At 67.8% G+C, this 17,387-nt stretch carries 16 protein-coding genes; 5 read left to right on the top strand and 11 right to left on the bottom strand.

The genetic code is table 11. The features are described 5' to 3' along the window. Window positions 1–48: 48 nt before the first annotated feature. Window positions 49–528 carry a DUF421 domain-containing protein gene (locus tag HNP48_RS11750; protein WP_184857126.1) on the top strand — a complete coding sequence of 160 codons (480 nt, stop codon included), beginning with the start codon at window positions 49–51 and terminating at the stop codon, window positions 526–528. Window positions 529–543: 15 nt separating this feature from the next. On the opposite strand, the gene HNP48_RS11745 is transcribed toward HNP48_RS11750, so the two are convergent. Further along, window positions 544–1,677, bottom strand: coding sequence for a hypothetical protein (locus HNP48_RS11745; protein ID WP_184857125.1), 1,134 nt, complete (start codon window positions 1,675–1,677; stop codon window positions 544–546). A gap of 291 nt (window positions 1,678–1,968) precedes the next feature. Between HNP48_RS11745 and HNP48_RS11740 the strand changes: the two genes are divergently transcribed. The 3 genes from HNP48_RS11740 to HNP48_RS11730 are packed head-to-tail and all read left to right on the top strand — an operon-like array spanning window position 1,969 to window position 6,262. Next, window positions 1,969–2,637: a response regulator transcription factor gene (locus tag HNP48_RS11740; protein ID WP_184857124.1), complete on the top strand. Its 669-nt coding sequence runs from the start codon at window positions 1,969–1,971 to the stop codon at window positions 2,635–2,637. Continuing rightward, window positions 2,637–4,466: a hybrid sensor histidine kinase/response regulator gene (locus HNP48_RS11735; RefSeq protein WP_184857123.1), complete on the top strand. Its 1,830-nt coding sequence runs from the start codon at window positions 2,637–2,639 to the stop codon at window positions 4,464–4,466. Before HNP48_RS11740 ends, HNP48_RS11735 begins: the two co-directional genes overlap by 1 nt. A 20-nt stretch (window positions 4,467–4,486) precedes the next feature. Beyond that, window positions 4,487–6,262, top strand: a complete 1,776-nt coding sequence (locus HNP48_RS11730; RefSeq protein ID WP_260420225.1) for a hybrid sensor histidine kinase/response regulator — start codon at window positions 4,487–4,489, stop codon at window positions 6,260–6,262. Window positions 6,263–6,271: 9 nt separating this feature from the next. Here the strand turns inward: HNP48_RS11730 and HNP48_RS11725 are convergent, their stop codons facing one another. The 9 genes from HNP48_RS11725 to HNP48_RS11685 all read right to left on the bottom strand — a co-directional run bounded on the left by HNP48_RS11725 (window position 6,272) and on the right by HNP48_RS11685 (window position 15,424). Continuing rightward, window positions 6,272–7,402 carry an acyl-CoA dehydrogenase family protein gene (locus tag HNP48_RS11725; RefSeq protein ID WP_184857121.1) on the bottom strand — a complete coding sequence of 377 codons (1,131 nt, stop codon included), beginning with the start codon at window positions 7,400–7,402 and terminating at the stop codon, window positions 6,272–6,274. A gap of 49 nt (window positions 7,403–7,451) precedes the next feature. Beyond that, window positions 7,452–8,120 carry an SDR family oxidoreductase gene (locus tag HNP48_RS11720; RefSeq protein ID WP_184857120.1) on the bottom strand — a complete coding sequence of 223 codons (669 nt, stop codon included), beginning with the start codon at window positions 8,118–8,120 and terminating at the stop codon, window positions 7,452–7,454. 35 nt (window positions 8,121–8,155) lie between these two features. Beyond that, the gene (locus tag HNP48_RS11715; protein WP_184857119.1) at window positions 8,156–9,211 is read right to left on the bottom strand and encodes a DUF695 domain-containing protein; all 1,056 of its coding nucleotides are present in this window, start codon (window positions 9,209–9,211) and stop codon (window positions 8,156–8,158) included. A 288-nt stretch (window positions 9,212–9,499) separates the two neighbouring features. Then, a complete protein-coding gene (locus HNP48_RS11710) occupies window positions 9,500–10,693 on the bottom strand; it encodes an acetyl-CoA C-acyltransferase (RefSeq protein ID WP_184857118.1) in 1,194 nt (397 codons plus the stop codon). 44 nt (window positions 10,694–10,737) lie between these two features. After that, entirely contained in the window at window positions 10,738–12,540 is a 1,803-nt protein-coding gene (gene aceK, locus HNP48_RS11705; protein WP_184857117.1) for a bifunctional isocitrate dehydrogenase kinase/phosphatase, read from the bottom strand. Window positions 12,541–12,569: 29 nt separating this feature from the next. Then, on the bottom strand, window positions 12,570–13,229 hold the full coding sequence (gene can / locus HNP48_RS11700; protein WP_184857116.1) for a carbonate dehydratase: 660 nt from the start codon (window positions 13,227–13,229) through the stop codon (window positions 12,570–12,572). Window positions 13,230–13,270: 41 nt separating this feature from the next. Beyond that, window positions 13,271–14,461: an isovaleryl-CoA dehydrogenase gene (locus HNP48_RS11695; protein ID WP_184857115.1), complete on the bottom strand. Its 1,191-nt coding sequence runs from the start codon at window positions 14,459–14,461 to the stop codon at window positions 13,271–13,273. A gap of 51 nt (window positions 14,462–14,512) precedes the next feature. Beyond that, on the bottom strand, window positions 14,513–14,974 hold the full coding sequence (locus HNP48_RS11690; protein ID WP_184857114.1) for a PaaI family thioesterase: 462 nt from the start codon (window positions 14,972–14,974) through the stop codon (window positions 14,513–14,515). Between the two features lie 54 nt (window positions 14,975–15,028). Next, the gene (locus tag HNP48_RS11685) at window positions 15,029–15,424 is read right to left on the bottom strand and encodes a MerR family DNA-binding transcriptional regulator (RefSeq protein ID WP_184857113.1); all 396 of its coding nucleotides are present in this window, start codon (window positions 15,422–15,424) and stop codon (window positions 15,029–15,031) included. A 118-nt stretch (window positions 15,425–15,542) separates the two neighbouring features. On the opposite strand from HNP48_RS11685, the gene HNP48_RS11680 reads away from it, so the two are divergent. Further along, window positions 15,543–16,631 carry an MBL fold metallo-hydrolase gene (locus tag HNP48_RS11680; protein ID WP_184857112.1) on the top strand — a complete coding sequence of 363 codons (1,089 nt, stop codon included), beginning with the start codon at window positions 15,543–15,545 and terminating at the stop codon, window positions 16,629–16,631. 58 nt (window positions 16,632–16,689) lie between these two features. Here the strand turns inward: HNP48_RS11680 and HNP48_RS11675 are convergent, their stop codons facing one another. Then, the gene (locus HNP48_RS11675) at window positions 16,690–17,130 is read right to left on the bottom strand and encodes a YciI family protein (protein WP_184857111.1); all 441 of its coding nucleotides are present in this window, start codon (window positions 17,128–17,130) and stop codon (window positions 16,690–16,692) included. Between the last annotated feature and the right edge of the window lie 257 nt (window positions 17,131–17,387).

Genomic DNA, 17,387 nt, shown 5'->3' with positions numbered 1-17,387 from the left:
GCACCGTAGACTGGCGCGCATGGACATCCCTGTCCAAGGAGTTGAACCATGTGGGAAATGAGCGTGCCGTGGTGGGAATTCGTGCTGCGCGGGGTGGTGGTCTATGTCTTCCTGCTGGTGTTCCTGCGCCTCACGGGCAAACGCCAGACGGGGCAGTACGCGCCCTTTGACCTGGTGCTGCTGCTGATCCTGTCAAACGCGGTGCAGAACTCGATGAATGCGGGTGACAACTCGCTCGTCGGCGGCCTGATCTCGGCCACCACGCTGATCGCCTGCCACGTGGTGCTGGCCCACCTGACCTTCCGCACCCCCTGGCTGGAGCGCCTGATCGACGGCACCCCGCGCGTGCTGGTAGAGCACGGCCAGGTGCGCGCCGACCTGATGCGCAAGGAGCTGCTGTCCACAGACGACCTGGAGGCCGCGCTGCGCGCCGGCGGCTGCCTGCACCTGCACGAGGTGGAGCGCGCCACCATCGAGACCAACGGCCAGATCACCGTGGTGCTGCGCAGGCGCGACAGCGCCGGTTGAATCGCCCGTTGTTCTTCAGTAGGGCGTGTAGCACTTGCCGCCAGCGATCGCAGCGGTGACCGCCGGCTCCAGGCTGGCCAGCGTGGGATAGGTCGCCTGCGTGGCCCCCTCCAGGATGCACAAGCGTGCCTCCTTGCGCACCCACACGTCCTTGCGTTCCGAGACGGGCAGCAGCAGGTCCGAGGCGCCCCAGTGCGCCGCGAATTGCGCCGAACCCTCGGTCCGCTCGACCTTGAAGGTTCGGACACCGACCTTGGGCCCGGCGTTGTACCGGCCCTCGCCCGGGCATGCCTCGCTGGGGTAGTAGACCCAGCCGCTGTTGTAGCTGAGGGAACCTGCGGTGGCCTCACCGAACTGCAGGACCACGCGGCTGGAGGGCCCCAGCGCGCCGGGCGGCTGGCAGGTCTCCTGCGCCCACAGCCCCTGCGGCAAGGCGCCAGGCACGGTGCAGCGCACGCTCAGCGTGTCCACAAGGGTGTGCGGCATGGTGCCCACACCATTGCGCACGGCGCACTGCTGAACAGCCGGCCCATTCTGCACGGTCACCGTGTAGTCGGCCCCGCCGGGCAAAGGGGTCGTGAAGGTGAAGCGGCCGTCGGCGGAGATGGGGAGTTGCTCTCCCGCACTGGTGCGCAGCACCAGCGTGGAGCCCGAGGCCAAGCCACTCACCGTGCCCCCCAGCGTGTACATGGCGACGGGCAGGGTTTCGCAAGCGATGGCGACATCGGTCACCGCGGCGGTCAAGCTGCCCGTGCCCCGCGCCACCGTGCACAGCTGCCCGGTCGGCTGGGTCTTGACGGCCACGTCGTAGCGACTGCCCGCCGGCCAGCTGGCGGCCATCACAAACGCGCCGTTGGCACCGAGCGTGAAGTCGTCCGTACCCTGGTTCTGCAGCACCAGCGTCTGGCCTGCGGCCAGGCCGGATACCGTTCCGCCGACCGTCCAGCGCACCTCGGTCGGGGGCGTGGTCGGCGTGGTGGGCGTGCCGGGTTCGCCGCCCGTCGCAGGGCTGTCGCTGCCCCCGCCTCCGCCACAGGCGCAGAGCACGCCCAGGGCAGCCCCAGCCAGCAAGGCCTTGGCAGCAGGGACGAGCGTGCGCGCGGCAGGCCATTCAGGGCGCATTGCGCCCGGGGTTCGGGTCATGGGCATGGAAACTCCTCTCGAAGTGGTGGGCACTCCGAACGCGGAACTGCGTCCTCTGGTGTCCACCTGGTTGGTGTGCCACCAGTGTCCGGCTGGCAGCCCGCGGGGGCTGGTGATGCAGATCACCACCCGCATGCCGCGACCCGGCTCACAAGGTATCCGGATGTTGCAGGCCGCCGTGCGCGCACATCGCAGCCCTTCCCCTGTGGAACCCCTACTGCGGTAGGGTTTGCGCGGCAGCCTGCTTGCGCCACACTTGGCAGAATTTGCCTGCGCCTGCCGCGACACGCCACCCGAATGCCCGCCACGCTCCCCTACGCCCTCATCCTCGATGACCACCCCCTGGTTGCGCGCGGCGTGGCGGAGTTCCTGCGCTCGCTGCGCCCCGACCTGGAAGTGCGGCTGGCCACCGACGCCGCCGACTGCCTGCAGCAGGTGGTGCTGCACGGCGCCCCCGCGCTGGCCCTGATCGATTTCTGGCTGGCCGAAGGGGCGGCGCTGGGCCTCATCGCGCAACTGCGGGCACGCTGCCCCGAGACGCCCATCGTGGTGATGAGCGGCGACGACGACCCCTTGCTGGGCGAGCGCGCCCGTGCGGGGGGCGCGCACGGTTTCCTGCACAAGCAGGAGAGCCCTGGCACCTTTGCCCAGGCCGTGCATGCGCTGCTGGGCGGGCTGACCTGGTTCGTGCCGCCCAGCCGCCTGCAGGCCGGCGGGCTGCGCAGCCGTGAGCTGCCGGTGACGCCGGCCGAGCTGGGCCTGTCCACCCGCCAGGGCGAAATCCTCGCCCTGGTGCTGATGGGCCAGCCCAACAAGCGCATTGCGCTGGACCTGGCCCTGTCGGAAAGCACGGTCAAGGAGCATGTCACCGCCATCCTGCAGCGCCTGGGCGCGCGCAACCGCATCGAGGCCATCACCCAGCTGCGCGGGCGCAGGCTGGTGCTGGCCACAGGGCCTGCGGGCTGATGGCCTCGCCCGCGGCCGTGCCACCGGCCGATTGGTCCGACGACGCCCCCATCAGCAGCGAGGGGCAGGCGCGCCTGCTGGAGATGACCTTCGGCTTTCTGCTCACCAGCATCTTCGTGCTGCCGCTGGTGTCGCTGGCGCTCACGCTGTTCTACGCGCGGGAGAACGACGCGCGCGGGATGTGGCTGTGGTGCGGCTTCTACGCCCTGTTTGCCCTGGCGATGTCTGTGCAGCGCCGCATCCACCTGCGCGACCGCGAGCGCCTGGATGCACAGGCGCTGGTGCGCAAGTGGCAACCGCGGCTCGAAACATGCGCATTGCTGCACGGGCTGGGCATCAGCGCGCCCCTGGCCATCGTGGCCGGCCATGCGGGCTACGACTTCGCCCTGCTGCTGCTGGTGACCAATGCCGCCATCGTGGTCGGCAACGCCACCCTGCAGACGCCCGTGCTCGGCGTGTTCATGCGCTTGTACATGGCGGGCTGGAATGCCTCGTTGCCCCTGTTGGTCTGGGTGTTTCCAGAGCACTGGCATGCCATTCTGCCGCTGGCGCTGCTGCTCAGCCTGGCCATCTACCGCCACGCCCAAAGGACGCACCGCTTCTTCGTGCAGCAGATCCGGCTGGAGGAGCGCGGCGCCCAGATGGCCGCACGCTACCTGGCGGCACGTGACGAGGCCCAGGCGGCCCTGGAAGAAAAGAACCGCTTTCTGCGCACCGCTGCGCACGACCTGCGCCAGCCCGTGCATGCCATGGGCCTGCTGGCCGCGGCCATCGCGCGGCGCAACCGCGACCACGGCCTGGATGCGCCGCTGGCCGACCTGCAGCGCAGCGTGCACTCGGTCAACCAGATGTTCAACGCGCTGCTCGACCTCTCGCGCATCGAAGGCGGCCATGTGGCCGTGCACGCCACTCCGGTGGCCCTGGATGGCCTATTCGGCGACGTGCTCACGCTGTTCCGCGAAGAGGCGCGCACGCGCGGCCTGCAGCTGCGGGTGCGCCTGCCGGGCCCCGAGGCCGGCGTGCTGGCCGATGCGGACCTGCTGCGCCAGGCGGTCGTGAACCTGGTGCACAACGCACTGCGCTACACCCTGCAGGGCGGGGTGCTGCTTACCGCGCGCCGGCGCCGCGCGGGCTGGCAGATCGAGGTCTGGGACACCGGCGTGGGCGTGGCCCTGGAGGACCAGCTGCGCATCTACTCGCCCTTCTACCGCCCGCAGCACGCCTGGGGCATCGACAACAACGGCCACGGCCTGGGCCTGGCCGTGGTGGCGCGCTGTGCCAAGCTGATGGGCGCCGACTACGGGCTCGCATCGCGCCTGGGCCGGGGCTCGCGCTTCTGGCTGCACCTGCCCGAAGCCCGCCCCATTGCCCAAGCGCCCGTTGCCGCCCGCCTGGACAGCGCGGCATGGAGCACGGCGGAAGAAGGCCGTGACCGCCTCGGCCTGGCCCCGCTGGCAGGCCACTGCCTGGTCATCGACGATGACCCGCAGGTGGCGGCCGCGTGGGCAGCCCTGCTGCAGGCCTGGGGCGTCACGGCCCGCTTCGCCAGCTGCGCCGGCGAAGCCTGGGAGTTGGTGGACCGGGGCTTCACGCCGCAGGCTATCCTGTGTGACCAGCGCCTGCGCTCGGGCGAGAGCGGCTTCGACATCCTGCGCGCGCTGATGGCGCACTGCCCCGATGCCCATGGCGCCATGGTCAGCGGCGAACTGCACTCGCCCGAGCTGCAGGAGGCCGAAAGCGAAGGCTACCTGGTGCTGCCCAAGCCGCTCGATGTGGTCCGCCTGCATGCCGTGCTGGCCCAGTGGCTCCACCCCCGGCCCGGCCACTGATGGAGCCATCGCACGTGGACATGAAAGAACGCCCGCCAGACGCTTCCCAGCCCAGCGATGAAGGCCGCCTGCGGCTGCTGAGTGCCGCCTTTGCACGCCTGCGCCTGAGCATGGCAGCCATGCCGGCCATGGGCTTTCTGTTCGGCGGGCTGCTGGCCTGGCTCGGCGGCAACCCGTGGGGCTTTTTCGTGGGGGGCGCACTGTACCTGCCGGCCCTGTGGTACGCATGGCACCTGCTGCGCCGCTACCGGCGCGAGCAGCTCGAACGCCCCCCCGCCGATCTGCTCGCCAGCTGGCAGCCCAGGGTGCAGCGGCTGGCACTGGCCCATGGCCTGGCGCTGGCCTCTGCCGTGGCACTGCCCATGGGCAGTGCCAGCTACGACTTCATGCTGCTGGTGTATGCAGGCCTGATAGGCACGGTGGCCGTCCTCGCCGCCCAGATGTCGGCCTCCTGGCAGATCTACCGCGCCTTCTTCTTCGGCATGGCGGGCAGCCTGGTGCTGATGCCCTGGACCTTCGCAAGCCACTGGTACTTCACCCTGCCCATCGCCCTGGTGATGATGGCGGTGATCTACCGCAGCGCCATCCAATCGCACCGCTTCTTCGTGCGCCAGGTGGCGCTCGAAGAGCACAGCCGGGACCTGGCCGAGCGCTACCGCCAGGCCAGCAGCGCGGCCGAAACGGCCCTGGCCGAGAAGAACCGATTCTTGAGCACCGCCGCGCACGACCTGCGCCAGCCCGTGCACGCCATGGGCCTGCTGGCCGAGGCCATCGCCCTGCACGGCAAAGACATCCCGCGGCTGCAAGACCTGCTCACGCAGTGGCGGCTGAGCATGCGCTCGGTGAGCCACCTGTTCGATGCCCTGCTGGACCTGTCGCGCATCGAGTCGGGCGCGGTGGAGCTGCGGCCCGTGCCGCTGCTGCTGCACAACCTGTTCGATGACCTTCACACCCAGTTCGCGGCCGAGGCCGGCGCGCGCGGGCTGGCCTTGCGCCTGCGCCGCCCGCCGGCCCAGGCCAGCGTGCTGGCCGACCCGGCACTGGCACGCCAATCGCTCGCCAACCTGGTGCACAACGCGCTGCGCTACACGCCGCATGGCGGCGTGCTGGTGGGTGCGCGGCGCCGCGGCGGCCACTGGCGCATCGAGGTATGGGACACCGGCGTCGGGGTGGCGCTGGAAGAGCAGGGCCAGATCTACCAGGCCTTCTACCGACCCCAGCATGCATGGCAGCTGCACCGCAGCGGCCACGGCCTGGGGCTGGCCGTGGTGGCGCGCTGCGTCGCGCTGATGGGGGCCCGGCAGGGCCTGCGCTCGCGGCTCGGCAAGGGCTCATGCTTCTGGATCGAGCTGCCCGCCACCGACGCGCCGCCGCCAGACTCCCCTCTGGCCCCCCAGGGTGCCACAGGGCGCCACGCCCTGCTGGCCGGGCGCTGCCTGGTGCTCGACGATGACCCGCATGTGCGTGGCGCCTGGGCGGCCCTGCTCGGCACCTGGGGCGTGGAGGTGCGGCTGGCCTCGGACGCGCGCGAGGCCTTCGCCCACATCGATGCCGGCTTCACGCCCCAGGCCATGCTCTGCGACCAGCGCCTGCGCTCGGGCGAAAGCGGCTTCGAGGTGCTGCTGGCCCTGCTGGAGCGCTGCCCCGACGCGCATGGTGCCATGGTCAGCGGCGAGTTCGACGCCCCCGAGCTGCTGGAGGCCGACGCCCAGGGCTACCTGGTGCTGCGCAAGCCGGTCGACGCCGACACGCTGCACGCCTTGCTCGCGCAGTGGCTGCGGCAGCCGGGCGCCTGAGCGCCCGGCTCAGGCCAGCGCACGCTGGATGATGATCTTCTGCACATCGCTCGTGCCTTCATAGATCTGGCACACACGCACGTCGCGGTAGATGCGCTCCACCGGGAAGTCGTTCACCACGCCGTAGCCGCCCAGGGTCTGGATGGCAGCGCTGCACACGCGCTCGGCCATCTCGCTGGCGAACAGCTTGGCCATGGCTGCCTCTTTCAGGCAGGGGCGCCCGGCGTCGCGCAACGCGGCGGCGTGCCAGATGAGCTGGCGCGCGGCCTCGATCTGGGTGGCGCAATCGGCCAGGCGGAAACCCACGGCCTGGTGGTTGAAAATGGCGGTACCGAAGCTCTCGCGCTCCTTGGAGTAGGCCAGCGCCGCCTCGAAGGCGCTGCGCGCCATGCCCACGCTCTGCGCGGCGATGCCGATGCGCCCGCCTTCGAGCGCACCGAGCGCGATCTTGTAGCCCTCGCCCTCGGCGCCGATCAGGTTCTCGGCCGGGATGCGGCAATTGTCGAAGTTGATCTGCGCCGTGTCGCTGCTGTGCTGGCCCAGTTTGTCTTCGAGCCGCGCCACCACGTAGCCCGGGTTGTCGGTGGGCACGAGGAAGGCGCTCATGCCCTTCTTGCCCGCGCCCTTGTCGGTGACGGCAATGACGATGGCCACATGGCCGTTCTTGCCGCTGGTGATGAACTGCTTGACGCCGTTGATCACGTAGCCGTCGCCCTCGCGCACGGCTGTGGTGCGCAAGGCCGATGCGTCCGAGCCCACATGCGGCTCGGTCAGGCAGAAAGCGCCCAGCATGCGGCCCTGTGCCAGGGGCGTGAGCCAGTCCTTCTTTTGCTGCGCGTTGCCGTAGCGCATGAGGATGGCGTTGACCGGGCAGTTGGTCACGCTGATGGCGGTGCTGGTGCCGCCATCGCCGGCGGCGATCTCTTCAAGCACCAGGGCCAGCGTGAGGTAGTCGAGGTTGGCGCCGCCGAACTCTTCGGGCACGCAGATGCCGTAGGCGCCGAGCGCGGCCAGGCCCTGGTGCGCCTCTTTGGGGAAATGGTGCTCCTTGTCCCAGCGCGCCGCATGGGGCCACAGCTCGGCCTGCGCGAAATCGCGCACGGCGTCGCGGATCATTTCCTGGTCTTGGGTCAGCAGCATGGGTGTCGTCTCCGGAATCTCGTCTTTGGAATCAATGAAGAAGGGGGTCTTACCAGTGCGCGGCGCGCCGGCCGTCCTGGTGCAGCAGGCGCCCCTTGTCGGCTGCAGTCACGCCCGCCAGGGTGCTGCGCATGCCCTGCACGCTGTCCTGCACCGTGAGGGGCGCCTCGCCACCGCCCATCTCGGTCTGCACCCAGCCGGGGTCGATGGTCAGGAGGATGGCGCCGGGGTAGTCGTGCTGGGCCGCGGCCACCGCCATGTTGAGGGCGGCCTTGCTGGTGCGGTACAGCCAGGACTCGCTGTCGTCCACACTGCCGATCTGCGACATGGACGAAGACACGAAGGCGAACACACCCTGCGCGTCGGCCACCATCGGCGCCACCTGGGGCAGGGCCTGCATGGCGCCCAGCACATTGGTGTGCATCACCGCGTCGAAGTCCTGCTGCGTGGGGGGCGTGAGCGCGTTGGGCCGGCGGATCACACCGGCCACGTACAGTGCCAGATCGATTTTTTCACCATCGAGCAACCAGGCCAGGCCGCTCACGCTGGCGGGGTTGGCCACATCGACGGTGAGCACCTGGGCGCCCAGCGCCTGCAGGCGTTCGCGCCCTGCGTCGTCGCGCGCGGTGGCGATCACGCGCTCGCCTGCCTCCGTGTACTGGCGCGCCAGCTCCAGGCCGATACCGCGCGACGCGCCGATGATGAGGATGGTGGCCATGCCGGATTCCGTTCAAGTAAAAGCAAAACAAGCCGTCAATGCACGGCGAATTCGAAATAGCCGGACCAGGCGGGGTCGAAGGTGACGGACAGCTCCAGGGATGCGGCCTCGTCGCGCAGCAGCAGCGGCGCCAGGGCCTGCTTGGCCATCTGCTCGTCGCCCACGTAGTACACCGCCTTGCGGCGCCCGGCCCGGGTCATGGTGTAGGCCAGAATGCCCAGTTGCGGCAGCTCCAGCAGGGTGGCGGCTTGGTCCTGCAGATCGCGCACGGCCTCCAGTTCGTCGCCATCCGCCACCGCCAGATCCAGGGTGAGCGCGTAGGCCAGATCGGCCCGCATGGCGACCGGGTTGGCACTGCGGTTGATCATCACGATGGCTTCGTCCCTGGGCTCGGCCCCATCGCCATCGGCACCACCGAAGACCAGGGTCATGCCGTCCCATTCGTGCTCGCCAGTGGGAAACTCGCCGGTGCGGCCCAGGGCCTCGACCCAGTAGCGGTCGAACACGGGCGGCAGCAGCGACAGCGGTGTCCATTCGGCATCGGGGTCCAGGGACTCTTCGACGAAATCCACGGCACCGACCTTGACGGCAAAGTCGTACTCCCCGAGCACATGGTCGATCATGATGAAGGCCATGTTGCGCGCGTGGTCCTGGAAGTCCTGCGGGATCTCGCGGCCGAAGCGGATCTCCAGCGCCGCCTGCCCGTCGTCCTGGCCCAGCGCGATCAGCACCTCGGCGGTGGACAGCTCGAAGCCGTCCATGCCGATGGGAAAGTCCGGCTGGCGCGTGCGCTCGCGGAACGCGCGCACGCGGTGGTGGCGCAGCCGGGGCGCCGCGGCCACCACCTGCATGAGCAGCGGAAAGCGGTCGCTGCTGCCGTGTGCAGTGACGATCAGGTCCACCACCTCGTCCTCCGCGCCACCCGAGAGCTCCAGCGCCAGCCCGCTCAGGTGCTGCTCGAGCAGCTCATTGCCCTGCTCCACCCGCTCGCGCAGCGGCAAGGCATGCAGGGAGGCTTCCGCGTCCGAGAACGCCTGCCAGAACGCGGCGATGGTGGCAGGGTCGATGGGGGTGGGGACGTCAGATTCCATGGCGGCGCTCATAGCGAATGGTTGAACGGTTGTGAAGTATCAATCTTTCTGAGGCTGTTTATTTCCAGCAGTCCACAGAGCACGCACAGCGAGAGCCAGCGCCCTCGTGCAAGGGCCGCCCCGCCGCACCGGGGGCGTCCCCCTCTCTCGACTCGCGCAGCGAGTCGAGAGAGGGGCTGAGGGCCGCGGCTCCAAGCCTGCCTGCGCAGGCTTGGACGTGCTCGAAGAGTGGCCGCCTTTGGCGGACACACCGAGGCGCGAAGCGACTCAGGGGGTGCCGGTATTTTTTCAGACCAGTTCAACCGCCATGGCTGTCGCTTCGCCGCCACCGATGCACAGCGTGGCCAGGCCCTTGGTCAGTCCGCGGGCCTGCAGCGCATGGATCAGCGTGACCAGGATGCGCGCACCGCTGGCACCGATGGGGTGGCCCAGGGCGCAGGCGCCACCATTCACGTTGACCTTGTCGTGCGGCAGGTTCAGTTCCTTCATGAGCGCCATGGGCACCACGGCGAAGGCCTCGTTGATCTCCCACAGCTGCACGTCGCCCACCTCCCAGCCGGCCTTGGCCAGGGCCTTTTGCGTGGCGCCCAGCGGGGCGGTGGCGAACCACTCGGGCTCCTGCGCGTGCGTGGCATGGCTCACCACGCGGGCCAGGGGCTTGGCGCCGAGCTTCTTGGCGGTGGATTCACGCATCATCACCAGCGCGGCGGCGCCGTCGTTGATGCTGGAGCTCGATGCGGCGGTGATGGTGCCGTCTTTCTTGAAGGCAGGCTTCAGGGTGGCGATCTTCTCGAGCTTGACCTTGCCCGGGCCTTCGTCCACCGAGACCACGGCCTCGCCTGTTCGGGACTTGACGGTGACGGGCACGATCTCGGCCGCAAAGGCGCCCGACTCGGTGGCCGCCTTGGCGCGCTGCACGCTGGCCGTGGCAAAGGCATCCTGCTGCTCGCGCGTGAACTGGTACTTGGCCGCGCAGTCCTCGCCGAAGGTGCCCATGGAGCGGCCGGGCTCGTAGGCGTCTTCCAGGCCGTCGAGCATCATGTGGTCGAAGATGCGGTCATGGCCCAGGCGGTAGCCGCCGCGGCCCTTCTGCAGCAGGTAGGGGGCGTTGGTCATGCTCTCCATGCCACCGGCCACCATCACGTCGTGCGTGCCGGCAAGCAGCATGTCGTGCGCCATCATCGCGGCCTTCATGCCCGAGCCGCACATCTTGGACAGCGTGACCGCGCCTGCGCCCTTGGGCAGGCCGCCCTTGAAGGCCGCCTGGCGTGCAGGCGCCTGGCCCTGGCCGGCCATCAGGCAGTTGCCGAAGAGCACCTCGCCCACGGCATCGGGCGACACGCCGGCGCGTTCCAGCGCGGCCTTGATGGCGGCGCCCCCCAGGTCATGGGCGGCCAGGCTGGAAAAGTCGCCCTGCAGCGAGCCCATGGGGGTGCGTGCGGCGCCGACGATGACGATGGGGTCTTGGGGGTGGTTGCTCATGGCAATGTCTCCTGCAGTGGGTTGGATGGGGGCAAATCAAAAAATCAGTCACGCGGCCGGTCGAGGAAACGCCGGTCGGTGTCGTAAGGGAACACGTCGTACACATGGCCGGCCTGGATGCGCTCCTTGTGCGATTGCCAGAAGGCGGCGTCCAGCAGGTCGGCGTGGTGCTGCATGAACACGGCGCGCACGGCGTCGTTGCCCAGCAGGAAGGGGCCGAAGGTCTCGGGGAACACGTCGCGTGGGCCCACGGGGTACCAGACTTCGCCGCTCATTTCTTCCTCTTCATTGCGCGGCGCGGGCACGCGGCGGAAGTGGCAGTCGGTCAGGTATTCGATCTCGTCGTAGTCGTAGAACACGACCTTGCCGTTGCGCGTGACGCCGAAGTTCTTCCACAGCATGTCGCCCGGGAAGATGTTGGCGGCCACCAGGTCCTTGATGGCATTGCCGTACTCGATCACGCTGCGCTCCATCTGCTGGCGTGCCCGCGGGTCCGCAAGGCCGGTGTCGAAGGCTTCCTGCAGGTAGATGTTGAGCGGGATCATGCGCCGCTCGATGTACAGGTGCTTGATGATGACCTCGGTCTGGCCATCGCCGTCGCGGTCGCTGATCTCCAGTTGGCTGGGCGCAAACTTCTGGATCTCGGCGATCAGCTCGTCATCGAAGCGCTCGCGCGGAAAGGCCACCTCGCTGTATTCCAGCGTGTCGGCCATGCGCCCCACACGGTCATGCTGCTTGACCAAGAGGTACTTGGCCTTGATCTGCTCGCGCGTGGTCTCCTTCTGGTGCGGGAAGTAGTCCTTGATGAGCTTGAACACGAAGGGGAAGGACGGCAGGTCGAACACCAGCATGACCATGCCCTTGATGCCGGGCGCGATGCGGAAGCGGTCGCTCGAATGCTTGAGGTGGTACAGGAAGTCGCGGTAGAACAGCGTCTTGCCCTGCTTGGCCAGGCCCAGGGCGTTGTAGATCTCGGCGCGCGGCTTGCGCGGCATGAGGCTGCGCAGGAACTGCACGTAGGCGCTCGGGATCTCCATGTCCACCATGAAGTAGGCGCGCGCAAAGCTGAACAGCATCTGCAGGTCGTCCTCGCCGAACAGCGCCGCATCGATGCAGAGCTTGCCCTCGGCGTCGTGCAGGATGGGCAGGGCGAACGGCACTTCGTTGAAGCCGTTGATGATCTTGCCCACCACGTAGGCGCCCTTGTTGCGGAAGAACAGGCTGGCCAGCACCTGGATCTGGAAGTTGGCGCGCAGGCGCACCTTGTCGAGCCGGCCCTGCATGGCGCGCAGCACATGGCCGGTGTCGCGCTGCAGGTCGGCGAACTCGCCCTGCAGCTGGAAGTTGTCGATGATGCGCGTGAGCGTGCCCTGCAGGCTCTCGCGTGCCGGGTAGTAGGCGCGGTAGGTGGGCCGGGCGGCGGGCTCTTCGTTCTCGATGTACTCGGTGCTGACCGCGGGCCGCACGAAGATGAAGTCGTTGTGGAAATGCGTGCGGTGCAGGATCTTGCAGGTCACCGAGTTGAAGAAGGTCTCGGCCAGCTCGGGCTGGTGGTGGTTGACCAGCAGGCCGATGTAGTGGAGCTTGACCTGGTGCCACACGTCCATGGGCTGGCGGCCCGCGTCGTACTCCTTTTCGAGCCGGCGCACGCATTCCTTGACGCGCAGGTCGTAGAACTCGATGCGCTCGCGCTGGGCGCGCTGCTGGCCATGCCAGTCGGCCGTCTCGAAACGGTGCTTGGCGCGCGCGGACTCGGTGCGGAACAGGCGGTAGTGGCGGTTGAAACCGTCCATCATCGCCTTGGCGATGTCATACGCCTGGGGCGCATCGAGCCGTTGCGGGAACATGGGCGGACGCTCCTGCAGGACCTGCCGGCTCAGCCCCGCCGGGTTTCCGCCACGCCCGCAATCGCTGCTTTGTACAGCGACTCCAGGCCCTCGGTGCTGTCCACCGTCATGTGCAGGTTGTTGATCAGGCCGTCCTTGAGGCCGTAGCACCAGCCGTGCAGCGTGACCTTCTGGCCGCGGCCCCAGGCGTCGAGCATCACCGTGGTCTGGGCGATGTTGACCACCTGCTCAATGGCGTTGAGCTCGCACAGCACGTCGTGGCGCCATTCGGGTGCGATGGAGGCGATCAGATCGCGGTGGCGGTCGCGCACGTCCGCCACGTGGCGGATCCAGTTGTCGGCCAGGCCCACACGGATGCCTTCGAGCGCGGCCAGCACACCGCCGCAGCCATAGTGGCCCACGACCATGAGGTGCTCGATGCGCAGCTGGTCCACCGCGTACTGGATGGTCGACAGGCAGTTCAGGTCGGTGGGCACCACCACGTTGGCCACGTTGCGGTGCACGAAGACCTCGCCGGGTTCCAGGCCGGTGATCTGGTTGGCGGGCACGCGGCTGTCGGAGCAGCCGATCCACATGTACTTGGGCTTTTGCTGGGCCAGCAGGCCGGTGAAGAAGCCGGGGCGCTCACGCTCCATCTGGGCCGCCCAGGCGCGGTTGTGGACAAACAGGTCTTCGATGGAGGTGCTCATGGGGTCTCGGCTCTCAAAAAGGTGGATCGGCCTGCCGGGGGTCAGCAGGTCTCGGCAAACAGTTCCCGGCCAATCAGCATGCGGCGGATCTCGCTCGTGCCAGCGCCGATCTCGTACAGCTTGGCATCGCGCCACAGACGACCCAGGGGGTACTCGTTGATATAGCCGTTGCCGCCGAAGATCTGCACGCCCTCGCCCGCCATCCAGGTGGCCTTCTCGGCACACCAGAGGATGACGCTGGCGCAGTCCTTGCGGACCTGGCGCACATGGTCGGTTCCCAGCATGTCGAGGTTCTTGGCCACGGTGTAGGCAAACGAGCGCCCCGCCTGGAGCACGGTGTACATGTCGGCCACCTTGCCCTGGATGAGCTGGAATTCGCCAATGCTCTGGCCGAACTGCTTGCGGTCGTGAATGTAAGGGATGACGTTGTCCATCACCGATTGCATGATCCCCAGAGGTCCTCCGGTCAATACGGCGCGCTCGTAGTCCAGGCCGCTCATGAGCACCTTGGCGCCCTGGTTCAGGCCGCCCAGCACCTGCGAGGCGGGCACTTCGACGTTGTTGAACACCAACTCGCCCGTGTGGCTGCCGCGCATGCCCAGCTTGTCGAGCTTTTGCGCGATGCTGAAGCCGGGCATGCCCTTTTCGATCAGAAAGGCCGTGACACCGCGCGCGCCCATCTCGGGCTCGGTCTTGGCATAGACCACCAGGGTATCGGCGTCAGGGCCGTTGGTGATCCACATCTTGCTGCCGTTGAGCAGGTAGTAGCCGCCCTTGTCCTCGGCCTTGAGCTTCATGCTGATCACGTCCGAGCCGGCACCGGGCTCGCTCATGGCCAGCGCGCCCACGTGCTCGCCGCTGATCAGCTTGGGCAGGTACTTGGCCTTCTGCGCTTCGTTGCCGTTGCGGTTGATCTGGTTCACGCACAGGTTGCTGTGCGCGCCGTAGGACAGGCCCACCGAGGCGCTGGCGCGCGAGATCTCTTCCATGGCCACCATGTGCGCCAGGTAGCCCATGGCAGCGCCGCCGTACTGCTCGGGCACGGTGATGCCCAGCACGCCCAGCTCGCCCATCTTGCGCCACAGGTCCATGGGGAACTGGTCGCTGCGGTCGATCTCGGCGGCGCGCGGCGCGATTTCGGCCTGGGCGAAGTCGCGCACGGCGTCACGCAGGGCGTCGATGTCTTCGCCCAACTGGAAGTTCAGGCCGGGCAGGTTGGCGGGGATGCTCATGGTTTGTCTCCTGGTAGGAAGTAAGTGGTGCGGATTCGGGGTACGAACGTCTCAGTTGCGGATGTTTTCACGGCCGGTCACTGCCATCAACGTGCAGCCCATGGTGGCCACCAGCTTTTCGCCTTGCGGGCCGATGGCGTAGGCACGCCCTTCGGCCACGGTGATGGTGCGGCCGGGCTTGAGCACCCGGCCTTCCATGCGAAAGCGCTCGCCCTGGGCGGGGGCCAGCAGGTTGATCTTGAATTCGATGGTGAGCACGGCGGCGTCTTCGGCCATCAAGGTGAAGCCGGCGTAGCCGCAGGCGGAATCGAGCGCCGTGGCGACCATGCCGGCATGCAGGAAACCGTGCTGCTGCGTGAGGCCCGGGGCCCAGTCGAGTGCGATGTCCACCGCACCGGGCTCGACACGGGCCAGCCGGGCGCCCAGCGTCTGCATGGCACCCTGCAGGGCAAAGCTGTCCTGCACACGCTCCACATAGCGCGGACTTTTCACCTCGAAGGCAGGGCTGGTCACGGCAGGCTCCTGAAAGATGGACGAATTGACGTTTACGTAAACGTCAATTATGGCTCATTTTTGCGATTCCACCTTGTCGAGCAGCGCACGGGCTTCCTGTTCGTGCTCTTCCACCTCTTCCAGGTTGGCCTGCAGATCGGCCAGTTGCTCCTCCAGCTGTTTGCGGTGCGCCCCCAGGACCTCCAGGAACTTGCGCAACTGCGCGCCCGTATCGCGCGGGCTGTCGTAGAGGTCGATGATCTCCTTGGCCTCGGTCAGCGACAGGCCCAGGCGCTTGGCGCGCAGGGTCAGGCGCAGCCGCGTGCGGTCGCGCGCGCTGTAGATGCGGTTGCGGCCCGCGGGGCCGGTGCGTTCGGGCTGCAACAGGCCCATGTCTTCATAGAAGCGCATGGCGCGCGTCGTGAGATCGAACTCTTTGGCGAGGTCGCTGATGGTGTAGGAGGTGGCCATGGGCGGGGTGCGCAGGGGTGGGTTTCGCACGGGCGACAGCCGATGCGCAAAGCGTCCCTACAATGCAATCAATCTGACGTTTACGTTAACGTCAATGCTAACCCAAGCAGGGCCCTCCATGAATCCCCTCGAACACCAAATCACCTACCCTCTGGGCGATGTGCTGCCCGCACCCGGCACGGCCATGGACGTGGCCCCCGGGGTGCGCTGGATCCGCATGGGCCTGCCGTTTGCGCTGGACCACATCAACCTGTGGCTGCTGCGCGACCGCCAGCCGGTGGGCAACCAGCTGGTCGACGGCTGGACGGTGGTGGACTGCTGCATCGACAACCCGCTCACGAGGGCGCAGTGGGAGGAGGTGTTTGCCTCCAGCCTGGAGGGACTGCCCATCCTGCGCGTGATCGTGACCCACATGCACCCCGACCACATCGGCCTGGCGCACTGGCTGTGCGCGCGCTGGAACGCGCGCCTGTGGATCAGCGCCACCGACTACTATGCCGCGCGCGCAGCGCTCCACAGCGACGGGTTCAGCGGTGAGGCCAGTGCCGATTTCTACATGGCCCATGGCGCGCGCAATGAAGAGTTCCTCGGCCACGTGCAGGGCCGGGGCTCGTATTACCGCTCCATGGTGCCGGAGCTGCCTGGCACCTACCGGCGCATGATGGAGGGCGATGCCATCGAGATCGGCGGGCGCACCTGGAATTGCATCAGCGGCTACGGCCACGCGCCCGAGCACATCGCGCTGCACTGCCCCGAGCTGTCGGTGCTGGTCAGCGGCGACATGGTGCTGCCGCGCATCTCCACCAATGTGAGCGTGCATGCGGCCGAGCCTGAGGCCGACCCGCTGCGCCTGTTCCTCACCTCGATCAAGCGCTACCTGGCGCTGCCGGCCGATACGCTGACCCTGCCTTCGCATGGCAAGCCCTTCACCGGCCTGCATGTGCGCATCGCGCAGCTGCAAAGCCATCACCAGGAGCGCCTGCAGGAGATCGTCGATGCCGCCAGCACGGCCCGGCCCCTGTCGGCCATGGATGTGCTGCCCGTGATGTTCAAACGCCCACTGGACCCGCACCAGATGACTTTTGCCCTGGGCGAGGCCCTCGCCCACCTGCACCTGCTGTGGCTCGATGGCGGCTTCGAGCGCAGCATCGACGGCGAGGGTGTCTACCGCTTCGGGCCTCCCGCAGCCGCCACTGCACACGGCTGACGGCTGACGGCTGACGGCTGACGGCCTGTGGCGCCCGCCTCGCTGAGGCGGTGCCGTTTCAGGCGTCCTGCTGGCGCAGCTGCTCTTCGACGCGGGTGCGCAGCTGGTCCTCCTGGGCTCGCAGTTCCGGGGTCAGCTCGGCGCCAAAGTCCTCGGCTTCAAACACCTGGCGGATCTCGACCTCGGACTCGCCAAGCATGGGGTTCGGGCAGCGCTTGAGCCAGGCGATGGCCTCATCGAGCGACGCGCATTTCCAGATCCAGAAGCCGGCGATCAGCTCCTTGGTCTCGGCAAAGGGGCCATCGATCACCTGGCGTTCCTTGCCCGAAAAGCGCACGCGGGCGCCTTTGGAACTGGGGTGCAGGCCCTCGCCCGCCTGCATCACGCCCGCATTCACCAGCTCCTCGTTGAAACGGCCCATCTCGGCCAGCAATTGCTCACTGGGCATCACGCCGGCTTCGCTGTTCGCATCGGCCTTGATCAGTACCATGAATCGCATCGGGATCTCCTCGTGTGGTGGTCAGAGCTCAACGTGGCTCTGTCAACACGACGGATCATGGCCTGCCATTTCGACATGCGCCATGGGATTTTTTCTGGCCGTTGCATTTTCCGTGCGCCCAAAGCAAACGCCCCCAATACCAAATGGTACTGGGGGCGGTTGGGGCTGTAAGAGCCTGACGATGACCTACTTTCACACGGGAACCCGCACTATCATCGGCGCAAAGTCGTTTCACTGTCCTGTTCGGGATGGGAAGG

The organism is Acidovorax soli (assembly GCF_014207955.1).
In the GTDB taxonomy this organism is placed as follows: domain Bacteria; phylum Pseudomonadota; class Gammaproteobacteria; order Burkholderiales; family Burkholderiaceae_C; genus Acidovorax; species Acidovorax soli_A.
Note: the sequence above shows the minus strand (reverse complement) of the source record. Positions and strands in the feature narration are given on the sequence as shown.

What these genes read in the sequence shown, in the direction of transcription:
- HNP48_RS11750 (WP_184857126.1), top strand. Translation starts at nt 49, where the DNA reads ATGTGGGAAATGAGCGTGCCGTGGTGGGAATTCGTGCTGCGCGGGGTG.
- HNP48_RS11745 (WP_184857125.1), bottom strand. Translation starts at nt 1,677, where the DNA reads ATGCCCATGACCCGAACCCCGGGCGCAATGCGCCCTGAATGGCCTGCC.
- HNP48_RS11740 (WP_184857124.1), top strand. Translation starts at nt 1,969, where the DNA reads ATGCCCGCCACGCTCCCCTACGCCCTCATCCTCGATGACCACCCCCTG.
- HNP48_RS11735 (WP_184857123.1), top strand. Translation starts at nt 2,637, where the DNA reads ATGGCCTCGCCCGCGGCCGTGCCACCGGCCGATTGGTCCGACGACGCC.
- HNP48_RS11730 (WP_260420225.1), top strand. Translation starts at nt 4,487, where the DNA reads ATGAAAGAACGCCCGCCAGACGCTTCCCAGCCCAGCGATGAAGGCCGC.
- HNP48_RS11725 (WP_184857121.1), bottom strand. Translation starts at nt 7,402, where the DNA reads ATGCTGCTGACCCAAGACCAGGAAATGATCCGCGACGCCGTGCGCGAT.
- HNP48_RS11720 (WP_184857120.1), bottom strand. Translation starts at nt 8,120, where the DNA reads ATGGCCACCATCCTCATCATCGGCGCGTCGCGCGGTATCGGCCTGGAG.
- HNP48_RS11715 (WP_184857119.1), bottom strand. Translation starts at nt 9,211, where the DNA reads ATGGAATCTGACGTCCCCACCCCCATCGACCCTGCCACCATCGCCGCG.
- HNP48_RS11710 (WP_184857118.1), bottom strand. Translation starts at nt 10,693, where the DNA reads ATGAGCAACCACCCCCAAGACCCCATCGTCATCGTCGGCGCCGCACGC.
- aceK (WP_184857117.1), bottom strand. Translation starts at nt 12,540, where the DNA reads ATGTTCCCGCAACGGCTCGATGCGCCCCAGGCGTATGACATCGCCAAG.
- can (WP_184857116.1), bottom strand. Translation starts at nt 13,229, where the DNA reads ATGAGCACCTCCATCGAAGACCTGTTTGTCCACAACCGCGCCTGGGCG.
- HNP48_RS11695 (WP_184857115.1), bottom strand. Translation starts at nt 14,461, where the DNA reads ATGAGCATCCCCGCCAACCTGCCCGGCCTGAACTTCCAGTTGGGCGAA.
- HNP48_RS11685 (WP_184857113.1), bottom strand. Translation starts at nt 15,424, where the DNA reads ATGGCCACCTCCTACACCATCAGCGACCTCGCCAAAGAGTTCGATCTC.
- HNP48_RS11680 (WP_184857112.1), top strand. Translation starts at nt 15,543, where the DNA reads ATGAATCCCCTCGAACACCAAATCACCTACCCTCTGGGCGATGTGCTG.
- HNP48_RS11675 (WP_184857111.1), bottom strand. Translation starts at nt 17,130, where the DNA reads ATGCGATTCATGGTACTGATCAAGGCCGATGCGAACAGCGAAGCCGGC.